This window comes from Bacillus pseudomycoides DSM 12442 (genome assembly GCF_000161455.1).
In the GTDB taxonomy this organism is placed as follows: domain Bacteria; phylum Bacillota; class Bacilli; order Bacillales; family Bacillaceae_G; genus Bacillus_A; species Bacillus_A pseudomycoides.
This window is the reverse complement of sequence record NZ_CM000745.1, coordinates 248780-265181: the sequence shown is the minus strand read 5'-3', so window position 1 is coordinate 265181 and position 16402 is coordinate 248780. Positions and strand designations below refer to the sequence as shown.

The following is a 16402-nucleotide window of genomic DNA, read 5'->3' as shown; positions in this document are numbered from 1 at the left end:
ATATTTGAATCAATAATCTCTTATAACAAGACAAATAGAGAAATTATTACATATAAGAGACAAAACTAAAAACACAATAGAAGGATGATATTATGAAGAAATATGCATGTATCGCTTTGCTTTCTTCTGCTATTCTCGTAGGTTGTAACACTAGCACTACTAGTGAAAAACAGACAAAAGAAGCAACTTACAAGAGCCAAAAGGAAACGAAAGAAGTACAAGCCAAAGCAGTAGAAATACCTGTAACTCAAGGACTCATTTCATGGGATCCATTTGAATACAATGCAAAGAATACGACACTTTATACAAAGAACTTAAGAGATTCATTTAAGGAAGTGCGTTACAATATTTGGCGTACAGCTGATGGACCTACAAGTAAACAAACCTTTGTATCACAAGAAAAAGCGCGTGATTTTGCTCTCCCATTTCATTTACAATCATTTCATTTAAAACGTGGAGAATTTCAAATTGAAACAGTGGGATTAAAAAATGACAACACTGAAGTTCCTCTAGTGAAATCTACGATTACATTCCAGCAATATGCACCTTTCCTTATGTACCATGCTATTGAAAAATATCCTGGACCAGGTGATGGCGATTTAGGTTTATATGTACCACCAGAACAATTTGAAAAACATATGCAATATTTAAAAGATAACGGTTATACAATGTTAACGTTTGAACGTTGGGGCGAGGTAAATCGTGTCAATAAACCTGTCTTTGTGACAATGGATGATGGCCGAAAAAATAATATGAACGCTCTTCATATTTTGCAAAAATTAAAAGATGATAAATTCCAACCAGCAGCAACCGAATTCCTCGTTTCAAGTACTATTGATACACCAAATCGTCTTACGACAGATGATATAAAACAAATGCTTGATTCGGGTATTTTTTCCATTCAATCTCATACTGCTAATCATGCAATGATGGCTTATACAAGTAATTATGATGAAGAATTACGTGTATCTAAAGAAAAAATTGAAAATCTTACAGGCAAAAAAGTGATCGCCCTTGCCTATCCAGTAGGTTCTTATAATGACCCAGCTGTGGAAGAAACAAAGAAACATTATGAATTTGCGGTAACTACCGATCATGGAACTCATATTACAAAAGGCACACCAAATGAACAATACTTAATTAAGCGACATTTTGTTGGCCCTAATACAACAATGGCGCAGTTTACATCACTTGTGAAAGAAAAATATTAATCGTTTTTTAGGCTGCTTTCATGAAAAAGTAGCCTTTTCTTTTATTTATTTTTCCAACTTTAAAATTAGCTTAAATTTTAGCCTTGAACATTTAGCTCCACTTTTATAAATGTTATAATTTGTAAAAAGATTAATGGAGGTACAAATGAAATTACATGCTCTTTTTGATTTCCTACATTTATTATTTTTCAGCATAAAAAGTCATTATGTTCTCGGCATCCCTAGTTATGTATTTTTAATTCCTTTCATTTTTGTTGTTGGCTACATGATCATAACGCTGAACAAGCCTGCAAAAAGAAAAAGACTTCGAAGTAGAGAAACATCTTAACTATTTGTTTCTTTGAACTACCATCACTTTACTATAACGATATAAAGTGAAACTTTAATCAGCCCGACCTCTTCATTTCTCTCTGAATCTTAAGGTGAGGGTCTTACTGCCCGTTCATGCGGGGAAAAAGTGAATACACAATAGAAGGTGATCGTTATGAAAAAATATGCAGCTATTGCTTTATGTACATCTGCCATTCTAGCAGGGTGTAATTCTAACAATACAAATAATGAACCTAAAAAAGAGAAAACGGTTCAAGAACAGCCAAAAAAGCAAGTAGAAAAAGTGCAACCACAGGGTACAATATCTTGGAGTTCTATTACACATGAATCCACAAATACAGCTATCCATATAACGGATTTAAAAGATTCTTTAACCGAGGTACAATATAAAATTTGGCGAACTGCTGATGGAAAAGAAAGCGCAAAATTATTTTCATCCAAAGATAAAAACAAACAGTTTGCAATTCCTTTTGATATTAAAGAATTTGACGGCAAACGTGGTGAATATCAAATTGAAGCATCTGGTTTAAAAGAAGGTGGAAAAAGTATTCTGCTCACAACATCCACCATCACGTTTCAGCAGCATGTTCCTGTCTTAATGTATCACGCGATTGAGGATTATTATGGTCAAGGAATAAAAGGCTTATTTGTCTCACCTGCGAACTTCGAAGCGCAAATGAAATATTTAAAAGAAAACAGCTATACATTATTAACGTTCGAACGTTGGAATGATATTAATAAAGTAAATAAACCAATTCTTGTTACGTTTGATGATGGTATGAAAAATAATATGAATGCATTTCATATTCTACAAAAGTTAAAAGACGATACATTTAAGCCGACAGCAACCGAATATATGATTGTTGATAACATCGATGCAGAAGGCTCCTTATCCACCGCGGATATAAAAGAGATGGTTGATTCGGGTATTTTCTCTGTCCAATCTCATACAGCAACACATGCTGATTTACCGAAAATCACAAACTATGAGGGAGAGTTAAAGGGTTCAAAAGAAAAGCTTGAAAAGATCACTGGTAAACCTGTCATTGCAATTGCATACCCGTTTGGTCATGTAAATGATAAAGTTGTAGAAGAAACAAAGAAATATTATCAATTTGCGACAACGACAAAACCAGGACAGTTCATTACAAAAGGTGAGCCAGATGAACTGTTAAAAATGAAACGCGTTCGTATGCACAACACTACTACAGTTGAACAGTTTGCTACTTCTATTAAATAAACTTGGGTTTACTACCCATAAATAATCGAGTAAGAATAAAAATTATTATAACTAGAAAAATGAGTACGATACTTTTCATATCGCACTCATTTTTTTAATAACTCTTAACAATATGGGATAATTTCAATAAGGAAATCGTTTACTACTATTAAATTTTTATAAACTTACCATTGAATTTAGTAAAAGAAAAGCCATTAAATTTTTCGTTATAGATTGCTTTATGATCTTTCAGAATTCCAATCGCTACTGCTTCCCCGAGCTTTAAGCCTTCTATCGTGTCAGAACGCCAATGAACACCAGCTGTACCACGGCCAAGCCCAATATTGGTAGCAAGCTTATTCAATTCCCCTCCGACTTTCAAAGGTTGTCCTGAATAAGAGAGCAAAGAAAGACCATCAGAACTCGCTACAACTGGTTTTGGAATGACAAACGATTCATTAAAAAAGGCTTTCAATACAGTGACACCAGCTCCCATAAGAGTTGCATGTCCCGCAGGGTATGCAGGATGAGTCGGACAGCCTTCAGGATACGCTAACGGGAGTAAATACGTTCCAAACTTGCTAAATACTTCGGAAATAACTTGCGAATTTAATAATTCTGGATGAATCGGATAATGAGTATCACCTGTTAGCTGATTATGAACACGCCCTCCAAACTCTTCAGGGCGGATTCTGCGATGAACTAAAAACTTTTGACACCATGCCGCTTCAAGTGCTGCCTTTGCCGTCTTACCCACTAAATCCAAAATATGAGGGGCACCGAAGGTAACAAAACCATTCTGAGTTTTTGAATGTAAGTAGGGGTTATTGGATGATAATGCTCCTTTTCCAAAGCTAAGTAATATCAAACACGCAGAAAGACAAGCTTGGTAGGAAAAATCTTGATGAACAAATTCAGCTAGGTCACGACCATTACGAATATAACGAGTGACTGTATCAAATATAATTTCCTTCGGAGATAAACCATTTTGGATATCCAGCCATTCTTGGTAAGCAGTCATATAATCTTTATCAGATACAGTAGTACGATATTTTTGAATCATTGTTGTAGCTCCATAGGGAACATCTTGCCATAAAAATTGAGAAATATAAGGTCCTATCAGACCACCAGGTATTCCACCACGAAACAAAGTCTCTGTAGTAACGCTACCATTAACTTTAGGTCCACGGAAATCCGACAAACTTGATAATTCAGAAGCCGCTGCTAAAGTAAGAGAATTACTATTATATTCAGCAAAAGGCACATCACGTGTCAATGCCTGCCAGTATAGTTCAGTCATTTCACTTGCTTCCCAGGCACTACTAAAAGCTGGAGGTACCGCGATACTTAAATGGTGAGAATCCGGTCCTTCTAGCCCATAAGCATAAGCTGCTTGTGGATTGGCAAGCTTCACTACACCACCAAGCGTTAAACATTCAAAAGCATCTGGCTTTCCCTTCTTAAGTGCCTCAATCCATTTTTTATAAGCATAAATATCAACTTCCCCTAAAGAATTATGTGGTAAAGCCTTGGAGAAGCTAGCAATTTTATTATCAAACAATTTTTCATCTCCGTTACAGAATTGAACTGGAAGAGGAATACCTTTTTGATAATCTGCAGCTTGAAAACGAACTCGGAATGCCTTATCACAACGCTCATATGGGGACATAGGTCCTATCTCACAATTCTTTTCTATATATGGATAACAATCTTTTCTATTTCGATTCGGATTTCGTCCCATTTTATCAACCTTTCACACTACATATTCATAACCATTTTCTTTCAAATCTTATTTAATATATGTTTATGCTTGTTTACCTGATTATTCTACTCAATCAATTGCCCATTTTCTCACAACACATCGTCAAAATACGAAATTAAGATTAATATAATTGAGGCACCGTTTATATTTTTTAAATTTTCTTGTATTATGTATATAAGAAATCTTTTGAATAAAGGGGATTATACCTATGTCATTTGAACAATCATTAGAAAAGTATGCTGCTCTTGCAGTAAATGTCGGTGTTAATATTCAGCCTGGACAAACATTATCTATTAATGCGCCACTTGAGGCAGCTCCATTTGTCCGTCTTATTACAGAAAAAGCATATAAATCAGGCGCAAAGCATGTATATGTAGATTGGAACGATGAGGTATTAACACGTTTAAAATTTGATTTAGCTCCTGAAGAAGCATTCTCAGAATTCCCTGCTTGGAAGGCACATGCACGTGAAGAATTGGCAAAAGAAGGCGCTGCATTTATGTCTATCTATGCAGAAAATCCAGATTTATTAAAAGGTGTAGATGCAAAACGAATTGCAAGTGCTCATAAGGTTGCTGGAGAAGCAATGAAGGTATACCGTGATTATGTACAAGCAGATAAAGTAAGCTGGTGCGTAATCTCTGTTCCTACGAGAGAATGGGCTGCAAAAGTATTCCCTGATGTAGCACCAGAAGAGCAACAAGAAAAGCTATGGGATGCAATTTTCCAAGCAACTCGTGCAGATTTAGAAAATCCTATTGAAGCATGGAAAGAACATGATGAAACATTACATACAAAAGTAGACTACTTAAACGAAAAACATTATAAAGCTCTTCACTATACAGGTCCTGGAACAGATTTAACAATTGAACTTCCAGAAAAACATGTATGGGCTGGCGCTGGTAGCTTAAATGAAAAGAATATACCATTTATGGCTAACATTCCGACAGAAGAAGTCTTTACTATGCCATTAAAAACAGGTGTAAACGGTCAAGTATCGAGCACAAAACCATTAGTATTTGCAGGTAACATCATCGATAACTTTACACTAACATTCGAAAATGGTCGCATTGTTGACTACAAAGCTGATGTTGGCGAAGAAGCACTAAAACATTTAGTAGAAACAGATGAAGGCTCTCACTTCTTAGGAGAAGTCGCATTAGTACCTCATGATTCACCGATTTCTAATACAAACATTTTATTCTATAATACGCTATTTGATGAAAATGCATCTTGCCATTTAGCAATTGGGAATGCTTATGCATTTAACTTAGATGGTGGTAAAACGATGACAAAAGAAGAGCTTGCAGAAAATGGAGCAAACTCTAGTATTACACACGAAGACTTTATGATTGGTTCAGCAGAGCTTGATATTGATGGTATTACAGCTGACGGAACACATGAACCAATTTTCCGTAAAGGTAACTGGGCATTCTAAGAATACAAATTATTTAATGAAAAGAGCCATTTTCCTAGAAAAAGGCTCTTTTCACTTTTTAGTATACTGCCTTAATATAATCAATGTATAAAGTTTTGTTATTATAATATTCAAAATAAAAGGAGGAGTTTTCATGCCAACAGCAATTGCGATTTTAACATTCGTTGGTAAAGTGATTCCATTAGTAACAGATCTATTGAAAGCACTCATGTAAACTTATTCTTTTATATTAATTTATCCTCACATAATAAAAAGGTTGTTTTCATTTTAGAAAACAACCTTTTTTTACTTTATTATAGTCCTAAAGAAATGTATTTAATTTCTAAATATTCGTCAATTCCAAAATGACCCCCTTCACGACCAATACCACTTTCTTTATATCCGCCAAACGGAGCTTGTGCAACTGATGGAAGGCCATCATTTAAACCGATAATGCCATATTCTAATGCTTCACTAATTTGAAATGCTTGACTAATATCTTTTGTAAATACATATGCAGCTAAACCATACGGAGTATTATTAGCTCGTTCAATTACTTCTTCAACCGTTTCAAATTTTGCAACAGGCGCAACTGGTCCAAATGTTTCCTCATTCATACATAACATTGTATCGTTTGCTCCTCCAATTACAGTTGGTTCAATAAAGTAACCATTTAATTCTGCAATTGTTTGTCCTCCATAAAGGATTTCGCCGCCTTTTTGGATAGCATCTTCTATATGTTCCTTTACTTTTTCTACTGCATTCGCATCAATAAGCGGCCCTACAGTCGTACCTTCTCCAAATCCATCTCCTACCTTAAGCTGACCTACTGCTTTTTGAAACTTCTCTGCAAATTCTCCATATACCGCTTCTTGTACAAATACGCGATTTGTACATATGCATGTTTGACCAGCATTACGGAATTTCGAACCAATTACCGCTTCTACGGCTTTATCTAAATCCGCATCATTCATCACAATAAACGGAGCATGCCCCCCTAATTCAAGTGACACTTTTTTCATTGTTTTCGCTGCACCACACATTAATTCTTTTCCGATTTCAGTTGATCCCGTAAACGAAACCTTTCTCACACGTCCATCATTCATCCACGTATCAGCGATAGCCTTTGCACTACCTGTTACAATGTTTAAAACGCCCTTTGGAATATCAGCCTCATGTGCAAGTTCAGCTAATTTTAATGCTGTTAACGGCGTTTGACTTGCAGGCTTTACAACTGCTGTGCAACCTGCTGCAAGCGCTGGAGCTACTTTTCTTGTAATCATAGCAGCTGGAAAATTCCACGGTGTAATTGCTGCAATAACACCAACAGGCTGTTTTATTACTAAGATGCGTTTATCTGGATGAGAAGCTGGAATCATCTCACCATATACTCGCTTTCCTTCTTCTGCATACCATTCTACAAAACTATTCGCATAATTCACTTCACCAAGTGCTTCTGCAAATGGCTTCCCTTGCTCTTTCGTCATAATTGCTGCGATTTCTTCTTTATTTTCATCAATTAGTGCAAACCACTTTTTTAATTTTTGCGCACGGTCAGCTGCAGTTAATTTTGACCAAGATTTAAAAGCTTCATGTGCAGCATCTACCGCTTGCTTCGCCTCAATGACTCCGCCTTTTGGAACAGTTGCAAATACTTCCTGCGTCGCAGGATTATTAATTTCAATTTGTTCCTGTAGCCCGATCCATTCCCCATTTATATACATTGCTTTCTGTTCTAAATTTATATAAGTCGCTTTCTTATCCAACGTTTTCTTCCTCCTTTATATTCACTTCATTTTCTTCTATATTTCTATCATACTTTCAAAAAAGCATTCGAACAAAGAAATAGCCTTCACTCGTTTTCTCTCTTTATTTTCACTTGGAATGGGACAGTTTCTATGCATGGACGGATGCTCTCTCCCCCCTAAAAAGAAAGGTTCTATATCATTTTTTCAATTTGTATTTATATAAATTCCTCTCCTATAAACCTCTTAATTTTCCTCGTCGCTGCAGACTGGCTTATTTTCAAAAACTCTGCTACTTTATAGCTTGATCCATATGTTTTATACGCTTTAAGGATAATATTCCGTTCTACTTCTTCCAACATTTTATAGAGGCTTTGACCGGACTGTTCAACTGTTGATCCATGCATAGATAATGGTAAGTCTTCAATCGTTACAATGTTATCTGCAGTAATGACAATTCTTTCAATCACATTTTCTATTTCTCTATTATTCCCTTCCCAAGGGTACCCTACAAACATTTGTAAAGTACTAGGGGCCAATTTTACATCACGTCCATACTTCTCGTTAAAGTGATGTAAGTAATGATAGACTAAAGGTAAAATATCTTCCGTTCTTTCACGAAGTGGAGGGATATGAATCGGTATTACATTTAAACGATAGTATAAATCTTTTCGGAAAGTACCTTGTTTCACCATTTCAGCCAAATCTCTATTCGTAGCTGCTACAATACGAACATCTACTTTTTTTAGTTCCCTACCTCCTACTGAGCGGAATGTTTTTTCTTGTAATACTTGTAACAGTTTCGCCTGAATTTCAAGTGGCATTTCACCAATCTCGTCTAAGAAAAGAGTTCCTTTATGAACTAGCTCTAAAATCCCTTTTTTTCCTTCGCGGTTTGCACCTGTAAATGAACCACCTGAATAGCCAAACAGTTCCGATTCGATTAAATTTGTCGGCAATGCCGCACAATTAATTTCATAAAACATTTCATTTTTACGATGACTCACTTCATGCAAATGACGCACTAATCTACTTTTCCCTACACCAGTCTCGCCTAAAATAAGAACCGTACTATCTACCACAGAAACTTTTTTGATTGTTGTAACTATTTTTTGCATAGCTACACTTTTAAAAATAAGCCCCTCATATTCATACGTTTCTCTTAACTCTTTTTTATATGTCTTTAACTGATTATCCATCTCTTCGACCTTTTTTCGTAATTGGTAGAGTTCAGTGAGATCACGAGAATAACTAATTACCCTTCGCAAATTCCCTTGTTCATCAAACACAGGCCTTGTACGAACGTGTAAATACTCTCCTGATTTTGTTGTCTGAACAAGTTCAATTGGCTTTTTCTTCTCAATTACTTCTAATGTTGCAGATGGATAAAAGATCCCTTCTTTTTGTAGTTCTTTTACATGCTTACCTACTAACTCCTCAGCAGATAATTGATAGTGTCTTTCGCATGTACTATTTACACGGACAACAGTTCCTTCCTCATCCGTAACAAAAATCTCATCAAATGCATATTCAAATACATCTTTTAAATCCATAAATGCTCGTTCCTTTTCTGCAACCATTCCAGCCACTCCTCAAATTCAAGTACATTGCTTCACTTTATTATCTCTTACATTTCATTATAAAATGAAACCTACATTTAAGGGAATTTTCTGTATATTCAACAAAGCAAACTAGAATGGTCACAAATATGTTATATATATATCCATTTTGATTTTCCGACATATAAGGCGCTACTATAAAGAACAAACGGTAATCTATGGTCGTTTCCTCTCTTTGCTCTAACTTTGCATGAGGCTGGAAGAGAGTCTGACCACTTCTATGCATGGACGGATGCTCTCTCCACCTAAAAAAAGAAAGGTTTTATGCCGTTTTTTCAATTTGCATTCTATTATTTACACACGAGCTATATCCGCTTGCTCATAACAAGCTTGCAGGGAATCTTCAATAATTGTAAGCCCCTCTTCTAGCTGCTCATCTGTAATGACAAGTGGCATTAATACACGAACTACATTCCCATACGTTCCAGCAGATAATAAGAGCAATCCACGTCTATTTGCTTCAGCGCATAAATTTGCTGTTAATGCTTTATCCGCTTCTTTCGTTGTACGATCTTTAACAAGTTCGAACGCACACATTGCTCCTAAGCCACGCACATCACCAATACAATTATATTTTTTCTTCATTGCTTCAAATCGATCCATCACAACTTTTCCTACATGTACAGCTCGATCATTTAATTTTTCTTTCTCTATAATATCCAAAACAGCTAATGCCGCAGCGCAGCCTAATGGACTTCCAGCGTATGTTCCACCAAGTTCCCCTGGTGCTGATTCATTCATAACTTCTTTTCGGCCAATAACGCCACTAATCGGTACTCCTGCCCCTAATGATTTTGAAACAGTAATTAAATCTGGAACTACATCATAATGATCAATTGCAAAGTATTTTCCTGTACGGCTAAATCCTGTTTGAATTTCATCAGCTACAAATAAAATACCATGTTCAGAGCAAAGACGACGTACTTCTTGTACAAACTTTTTACTTGGAATGATAAAACCACCTTCACCTTGGACTGGTTCCATCACAACAGCTGCTATACTTTCTGGTGCAACTTCTGATATTAAAAAATTCTTAAATTCTTCAATAATGAAGTTATCGTATTGTTCGTCTGTTAAACCTTCTGGACGACGGTATTCATATGGAAATGGTGCTTTATATACTTCCGGTGCAAATGGACCAAATCCGAATTTATATGGCTTTACTTTACTTGTCATCGTCATTGTCATCAATGTACGACCATGAAACCCTTTTGAAAACGCAATAATGCCAGGTCTTTTCGTATATTTACGAGCAATTTTCACAGCATTTTCAACTGCTTCAGCACCGCTATTTAAAAATAATACTTGTTTTTCAAATTTTCCAGGAGCTAATGCAGCAAGCTTCTCTGCTAATTCAATATATGGCTCATACATCATTACATTAAATCCAGTATGAATATATTGATCTACTTGTTTATGAAGCGCCTCTTTCACAGCAGGGTGACAATGTCCTACGTTAATCGTTCCAATTGCTCCTGCAAAATCGATAAATTGATTTCCATCTACATCTGTTACAAGCGCACCATCGGCTGACTGTACGAATGTTGAAATCCCATTACTCACGCCCCTTGGTACGATATTTTGACGGCGTTCTAATAAAGAAGCTGCCTTTGGTCCTGGAATTTGTTCATTTACTTTAGCGAATTTTGTATTCATCGTTTCTCCCATCCTTTTCTATGCTATGATTTTCTTTTTCTATATTGCAAGATGTATGCCAATTTACAAATGTAGTGTTGTTCTAACATTCCTAGTATTTCGACATAAAAAATAAGTCTATAAAGACTTGTTATGAGTCTCTATAGACTTATTTTATTTATACATTAGACTTCCTTTGTTCCCAAATAAATTCACCCGAGCTAGAAATAAGATCCCCTACAGAATCTAGTACAACATCGGCAAGTGGTGCTAATGTTTGTCGATCCCCCGTCCCAGAAAGAACACCAATTGCATAACAACCGCCACTATTTTTCGCTAAATGTAAATCGGTCGGTGTATCGCCAACTACCGCTACTTCCGATGAATCCAAGCTAAACTTCTCGCAAAATGCTTCTACAATTTGTTTATCTGGTTTTTGTGCCGGAAATGTATCTGCAGTTACAATACAATCAAAGAAAGATTCCAATCGATACTGCTTTAAAAATAATTCTGTCGGTGCAAAATCATCAGCTGTCACCACTCCTAAAATGAAACCTTTATCTTTCAATGTTTGTAAAACCCTTGGTAAATCTGCTGTCATTCTCATATGTGAACGATGTTCGTACATAAGAGTAAATAGTTTTCCACTTATCCAGTGATGCATATCACTCTTTTTAACAGACGGTATATACTTACAACAAATTTTCGCTATATCGAGGCTTGTTCCTGCTGCTAATACACTACTTGGATGAACAAACGCCCCTTTAACACCAATTTCTTCCAAAATAGTCAACTGTAATGATTGAGGTAATTGATGTAGTTCTATAAGTTCAGCTACAAGTTCTTCTGCAACTTTAATCCAAATCGAATGAAAATCCATTAATGTTCCATCTTTATCAAAGAGTATTGCCTTTATCTTCTCCATAACACACCCTACCTTTCTGCCCTTCTCACATTCAGTGTAGCAAGTAAATGTGGATATAAGATGAACGCATTGTAAAAATACATTGAAAATCAAACCAACTCCCAATTTACAAAAGGAATTAATGACACGATTCCATCGACACATTCCTATATATATAAATAAAAAAGGATACCTTTATAAGGTATCCTCTTTATGTTCTGGAACAAATAGTTCAAGACAATGATATATATTTTCAAATTCCATTGGCGCATCTCCGCCATATTCACCATCTAAATTAATCATTAATTTATCCGGCGAATGAACCTTAATACGATTTGCCTGCGTATATAAAACTTTTGGATTATTAATATGCTCACCGCGCTGTGCTTGTGTTGCTGCTTTAATCAAATCAGCAATAGAACCCTTCTTCAGCACTAATAAGTCAAATAAACCATCGTTAATAGATGCATATGGTGCAACCTTTTCAAAACCACCAACTGAACGGGTATTCGTAATTAAAAACATCGTAATCTCTTCTTGCAATAGCTTTCCATCATACTCGATTTCAACGTATGTTGGATGTAATGACGGCAGCATTTCGATACCTTTTAAATAATAGGCAAGCTGTCCTAGTACTGTTTTCAGCTTACTTGGTACTTCGTATGTTAATTCTGTAATACGTCCGCCGCCAGCAATGTTAATAAAATATGTATCGTTCGCTCTACCAAGGTCTAATGGAACAGTCTTACCTTCACAAATAATATCTGCCGCCTCTTCAATAGAACGCGGTACACCGATTGCACGTGCAAAATCATTTGTTGTCCCAACTGGAATGATTCCGAATTTCGGACGATATTCATTCCCTACTAAACCATTCACCACTTCATTTAACGTCCCGTCACCACCAGCTGCAATGACAACATCAAATTTACGATTTGCCGCTTGCCTCGCTGCCACAGTCGCATCTCCAGGACCCGTTGTCGCATGACAAGATGTTTCATATCCAGCTTGTTCTAATTTTTGTAATACTTCTGGTAAGTTCTTTTTAATTAACTCACGGCCAGAAGTAGGGTTATAAATTATTCTTGCTCGCTTCATCATTCATTAGCACAGGAAATTTCTCATTCACCATTCACAGAAAAAGAATATACCGAATCTTTATTCAGCGTTCCTATGCCTACCTCCTCTCATCTCCATATCCTTCCTTTAGCCCATTTAAAAGGACAAATAAGGACCCAGGTTCATACCGCTTTACATCAGCAAAATATAAAGAACAACCTACTAATGAAAGCTTTGCTTTATTGAACTAAGTAATATATATCATTTCACCATTCATAGTACTTTCTGTTTCTTACATACAAAACAGGGGATAACAATTATCTATTATTTCACGAGATGAAAAAACTCTCTATGTCTAGATTTATCATTATTCCCACCTTTTTGCAACTATCATACCATAGTTGCTATACAAACATTTTCTCACTTTTGTCAGTTAATCAAACGTTTGTTTAAATAATTTCTTAATTTAAACAAACGTTTGATTAACTCAGAAAAAACACCCAAATATGGGTGCTTTCTCTGATTAATCTTTACTATTTGATAACCGCTTAACTTCATAAGCTAGGCTATCCAGTTCCACTTTTCTTTATTATCGCTTGTTGATTTCTTCTAACAAGATTTTATTAACAAGTGGTGGGTTTGCTTGTCCTTTTGTCGCCTTCATAATTTGACCCACTAAGAAGCCAATTGCACGGTCTTTACCGTTTTTAAAGTCTTCAATAGATTGTTCGTTATTATCAAGAATTTCTGTTACGACCTTACGAAGTGTACCTTCGTCAGAAATTTGAACAAGACCTTTTGCTTTAACGATTTCTTCTGGGTCTCCACCTTTTTCAATTAATTCGTTAAATACTTTTTTCGCAATTTTAGATGAAATTGTACCTTTTTCAATTAATTGAACCATTTTAGATAGACCAGCTGGCGTTAATGCTACGTCTTTTAATTCTTTTTGTTGTTTATTTAAGTATGCAAGTACTTCACCCATTAACCAGTTTGATGTTAATTTCGCGTCTGCACCGTCTACAATTGTTGCTTCAAAGAAATCAGACATCTCTTTTGTTAATGTTAATACGTGTGCATCATAAGCTGGTAAACCAAGTTCTTCAACATAGCGTACTTTACGAGCATCTGGAAGTTCTGGAATAGAAGCGCGAACGCGTTCTTTCCACTCATCATCGATGTAAAGTTCAACTAAGTCTGGCTCTGGGAAGTAACGGTAATCGTCAGATCCTTCTTTTACACGCATTAAGATTGTTTTCTTTGTTGCTTCATCATAACGACGTGTTTCTTGTTGAATGATGCCACCAGATAATAATTCTTTTTCTTGGCGTACTTGTTCATGCTCAAGACCTTTTTGTACATAAGTGAAAGAGTTTAAGTTTTTCAGCTCTGCTTTTGTACCGAACTTCTCTTGTCCTACTGGACGAAGGGAAATGTTCGCATCACAGCGAAGAGACCCCTCTTCCATCTTACAGTCAGATACACCTGTATATTGAATGATAGATTTTAATTTTTCTAAGTATGCATATGCTTCTTCTGGCGTACGCATATCTGGCTCAGATACGATTTCGATTAATGGCATACCTTGACGATTATAATCCACTAATGAACCTTCACTTGTATGCGTTGATTTACCTGCATCTTCTTCTAGGTGAAGACGTGTAATACCGATGCGTTTCTTTTTGCCATCTACTTCAATTTCAATCCAACCATTTTCCCCAATTGGTTTATCATATTGAGAAATTTGGTATGCTTTCGGATTATCTGGATAGAAATAGTTTTTACGATCAAACTTTGTTTCTGTTGCGATTTCACAGTTTAATGCCATTGCAGCTTTCATTGCAAAGTTAACTGCTTCTTTATTTAGAGTTGGAAGCACCCCAGGATATCCTAAGTCAATTACACTTGTTTGTGTATTTGGATCCGCTCCGAATTCTGTTGGACTCGCAGAGAAAATTTTCGAATTCGTTTTTAACTCAACGTGAACCTCTAAACCGATAATTGTTTCTAAATTCATCTATGCTCGCCTCCTACAGACTTGCTTTTTTTGTATGATAATCTGTTGCTTGCTCAAACGCATGTGCAACGCGATAAATTGTTGCTTCATCGAAGTGTTTACCGATAATTTGTAAACCAAGTGGCATGTTGTTCGCACCGAATCCACATGGAACAGAAATCGCCGGAACACCTGCTAAGTTCACTGGAATTGTTAAAATGTCGTTTGCGTACATTGTCATTGGATCATCTACTTTTTCGCCTACTTTGAATGCTGGAGTTGGCGTTGTTGGTCCAATAATAACGTCATAGTTAGCAAATACATTTTCAAAGTCATTTTTAATTAATGTACGTACTTGTTGTGCTTTTTTGTAATATGCATCATAGTAACCAGAGCTAAGCGCAAATGTACCGAGCATGATACGACGTTTCACTTCATCACCGAAGCCTTCGCTACGCGTGTTTTTGTAAAGGTCCATTAAGTTACTCACATTGTCAGAACGCACGCCATAGCGTACGCCATCAAAGCGTGAAAGGTTAGCAGACGCCTCTGAAGAAGAAATTAAGTAATACGTTGCTAAAGCATATTTAGAGTGCGGAAGAGATACTTCTTCCCAAGTTGCCCCCATACCTTCTAATACTTTTAACGCAGCTAGTACTGACTCACGAGCTTCTTCGCCAACACCTTCTCCTAAGTATTCTTTTGGTACAGCGATACGTAAACCTTTTACATCACCTGTTAAACCAGCTAAGTAGTTGCCAACTTCAACATTTGCAGAAGTTGTATCCATGCGGTCAACACCCGAAATCGCTTGTAATAGGTATGCATTGTCTTCTACTGTACGTGTAATTGGTCCGATTTGGTCAAGAGAAGATGCAAATGCAACTAAACCAAAGCGAGATACACGTCCGTAAGTTGGTTTTAAACCAACAACACCGCAATATGCAGCTGGTTGACGGATTGAACCACCCGTATCAGAACCTAAAGAGAATAATACTTCTCCTGCCGCTACTGCCGCTGCAGAACCACCACTAGATCCGCCCGGAACATAATCTAAATTCCATGGGTTTTTCGTAGCATAGAAACCAGAGTTTTCATTTGAAGACCCCATTGCAAACTCGTCCATGTTTAATTTACCGATTGTAATTGTGTCAGCAGCTTTCAGCTTTTGCACAACTGTCGCATCATAAATTGGATCAAAGTTTGCTAATATTTTGCTCGCACAAGTTGTACGAAGGCCGTTTGTTACAATGTTGTCTTTCACACCGATTGGCATACCGAATAGTAAACCGTTATCTTCAGCACCAATTTTTGCATCTAATTCCTTCGCTTTCGCGCGTGCATTTTCTTCATCTAATGTAAGAAAAGCTTTTACGTTATCTTCTACATCCGCAATACGTTTGTATGATTCTTCTACTAAATCCGTAACGGAAATTTCTTTGTTGTTTAACTTCTTATGTAACTCTGATACAGAATGATCAAATAATGACATCGAAATTCCCCTC

At 36.3% G+C, this 16402-nt stretch carries 11 protein-coding genes; 3 read left to right on the top strand and 8 right to left on the bottom strand.

From position 1 onward, the window contains the following. Positions 1-92: 92 nt before the first annotated feature. Together BPMYX0001_RS01450 and BPMYX0001_RS01440 are read left to right on the top strand one after the other, a co-directional pair. Entirely contained in the window at positions 93-1211 is a 1119-nt protein-coding gene (locus BPMYX0001_RS01450; RefSeq protein ID WP_006093245.1) for a polysaccharide deacetylase family protein, read from the top strand. A gap of 484 nt (positions 1212-1695) precedes the next feature. Further along, complete coding sequence (locus BPMYX0001_RS01440) at positions 1696-2781, top strand: polysaccharide deacetylase family protein (RefSeq protein ID WP_033798571.1); 1086 nt, start codon at positions 1696-1698, stop codon at positions 2779-2781. A gap of 148 nt (positions 2782-2929) precedes the next feature. Here BPMYX0001_RS01440 and BPMYX0001_RS01435 read toward each other — a convergent pair whose 3' ends face one another. Beyond that, complete coding sequence (locus BPMYX0001_RS01435; RefSeq protein WP_006093242.1) at positions 2930-4501, bottom strand: vanadium-dependent haloperoxidase; 1572 nt, start codon at positions 4499-4501, stop codon at positions 2930-2932. Between the two features lie 229 nt (positions 4502-4730). Between BPMYX0001_RS01435 and BPMYX0001_RS01430 the strand changes: the two genes are divergently transcribed. Further along, positions 4731-5960, top strand: coding sequence for an aminopeptidase (locus tag BPMYX0001_RS01430; RefSeq protein ID WP_006093240.1), 1230 nt, complete (start codon positions 4731-4733; stop codon positions 5958-5960). Between the two features lie 293 nt (positions 5961-6253). On the opposite strand, the gene BPMYX0001_RS01425 is transcribed toward BPMYX0001_RS01430, so the two are convergent. The 7 genes from BPMYX0001_RS01425 to gatA form a co-directional block, all read right to left on the bottom strand. Then, the gene (locus BPMYX0001_RS01425) at positions 6254-7705 is read right to left on the bottom strand and encodes an NAD-dependent succinate-semialdehyde dehydrogenase (protein ID WP_006093239.1); all 1452 of its coding nucleotides are present in this window, start codon (positions 7703-7705) and stop codon (positions 6254-6256) included. Between the two features lie 197 nt (positions 7706-7902). Continuing rightward, positions 7903-9264 (bottom strand): sigma-54 interaction domain-containing protein, encoded by a 1362-nt coding sequence (locus BPMYX0001_RS01420; protein ID WP_033798570.1) that lies wholly within the window; start codon positions 9262-9264, stop codon positions 7903-7905. Between the two features lie 333 nt (positions 9265-9597). Then, entirely contained in the window at positions 9598-10959 is a 1362-nt protein-coding gene (gene gabT / locus BPMYX0001_RS01410) for a 4-aminobutyrate--2-oxoglutarate transaminase (protein WP_033798568.1), read from the bottom strand. Positions 10960-11116: 157 nt separating this feature from the next. After that, a complete protein-coding gene (locus tag BPMYX0001_RS01405; protein WP_006093236.1) occupies positions 11117-11863 on the bottom strand; it encodes an HAD family hydrolase in 747 nt (248 codons plus the stop codon). A 174-nt stretch (positions 11864-12037) separates the two neighbouring features. Then, a complete protein-coding gene (locus BPMYX0001_RS01400) occupies positions 12038-12943 on the bottom strand; it encodes a diacylglycerol kinase (protein WP_006093235.1) in 906 nt (301 codons plus the stop codon). A gap of 547 nt (positions 12944-13490) precedes the next feature. Beyond that, complete coding sequence (gatB, locus tag BPMYX0001_RS01395; protein WP_006093233.1) at positions 13491-14918, bottom strand: Asp-tRNA(Asn)/Glu-tRNA(Gln) amidotransferase subunit GatB; 1428 nt, start codon at positions 14916-14918, stop codon at positions 13491-13493. A gap of 13 nt (positions 14919-14931) precedes the next feature. Continuing rightward, positions 14932-16389: an Asp-tRNA(Asn)/Glu-tRNA(Gln) amidotransferase subunit GatA gene (gene gatA, locus BPMYX0001_RS01390; RefSeq protein ID WP_006093232.1), complete on the bottom strand. Its 1458-nt coding sequence runs from the start codon at positions 16387-16389 to the stop codon at positions 14932-14934. Positions 16390-16402: the final 13 nt, after the last annotated feature.

What these genes read in the sequence shown, in the direction of transcription:
- BPMYX0001_RS01450 (WP_006093245.1), top strand. Translation starts at nt 93, where the DNA reads ATGAAGAAATATGCATGTATCGCTTTGCTTTCTTCTGCTATTCTCGTA.
- BPMYX0001_RS01440 (WP_033798571.1), top strand. Translation starts at nt 1,696, where the DNA reads ATGAAAAAATATGCAGCTATTGCTTTATGTACATCTGCCATTCTAGCA.
- BPMYX0001_RS01435 (WP_006093242.1), bottom strand. Translation starts at nt 4,501, where the DNA reads ATGGGACGAAATCCGAATCGAAATAGAAAAGATTGTTATCCATATATA.
- BPMYX0001_RS01430 (WP_006093240.1), top strand. Translation starts at nt 4,731, where the DNA reads ATGTCATTTGAACAATCATTAGAAAAGTATGCTGCTCTTGCAGTAAAT.
- BPMYX0001_RS01420 (WP_033798570.1), bottom strand. Translation starts at nt 9,264, where the DNA reads ATGGTTGCAGAAAAGGAACGAGCATTTATGGATTTAAAAGATGTATTT.
- gabT (WP_033798568.1), bottom strand. Translation starts at nt 10,959, where the DNA reads ATGAATACAAAATTCGCTAAAGTAAATGAACAAATTCCAGGACCAAAG.
- BPMYX0001_RS01405 (WP_006093236.1), bottom strand. Translation starts at nt 11,863, where the DNA reads ATGGAGAAGATAAAGGCAATACTCTTTGATAAAGATGGAACATTAATG.
- BPMYX0001_RS01400 (WP_006093235.1), bottom strand. Translation starts at nt 12,943, where the DNA reads ATGATGAAGCGAGCAAGAATAATTTATAACCCTACTTCTGGCCGTGAG.
- gatB (WP_006093233.1), bottom strand. Translation starts at nt 14,918, where the DNA reads ATGAATTTAGAAACAATTATCGGTTTAGAGGTTCACGTTGAGTTAAAA.
- gatA (WP_006093232.1), bottom strand. Translation starts at nt 16,389, where the DNA reads ATGTCATTATTTGATCATTCTGTATCAGAGTTACATAAGAAGTTAAAC.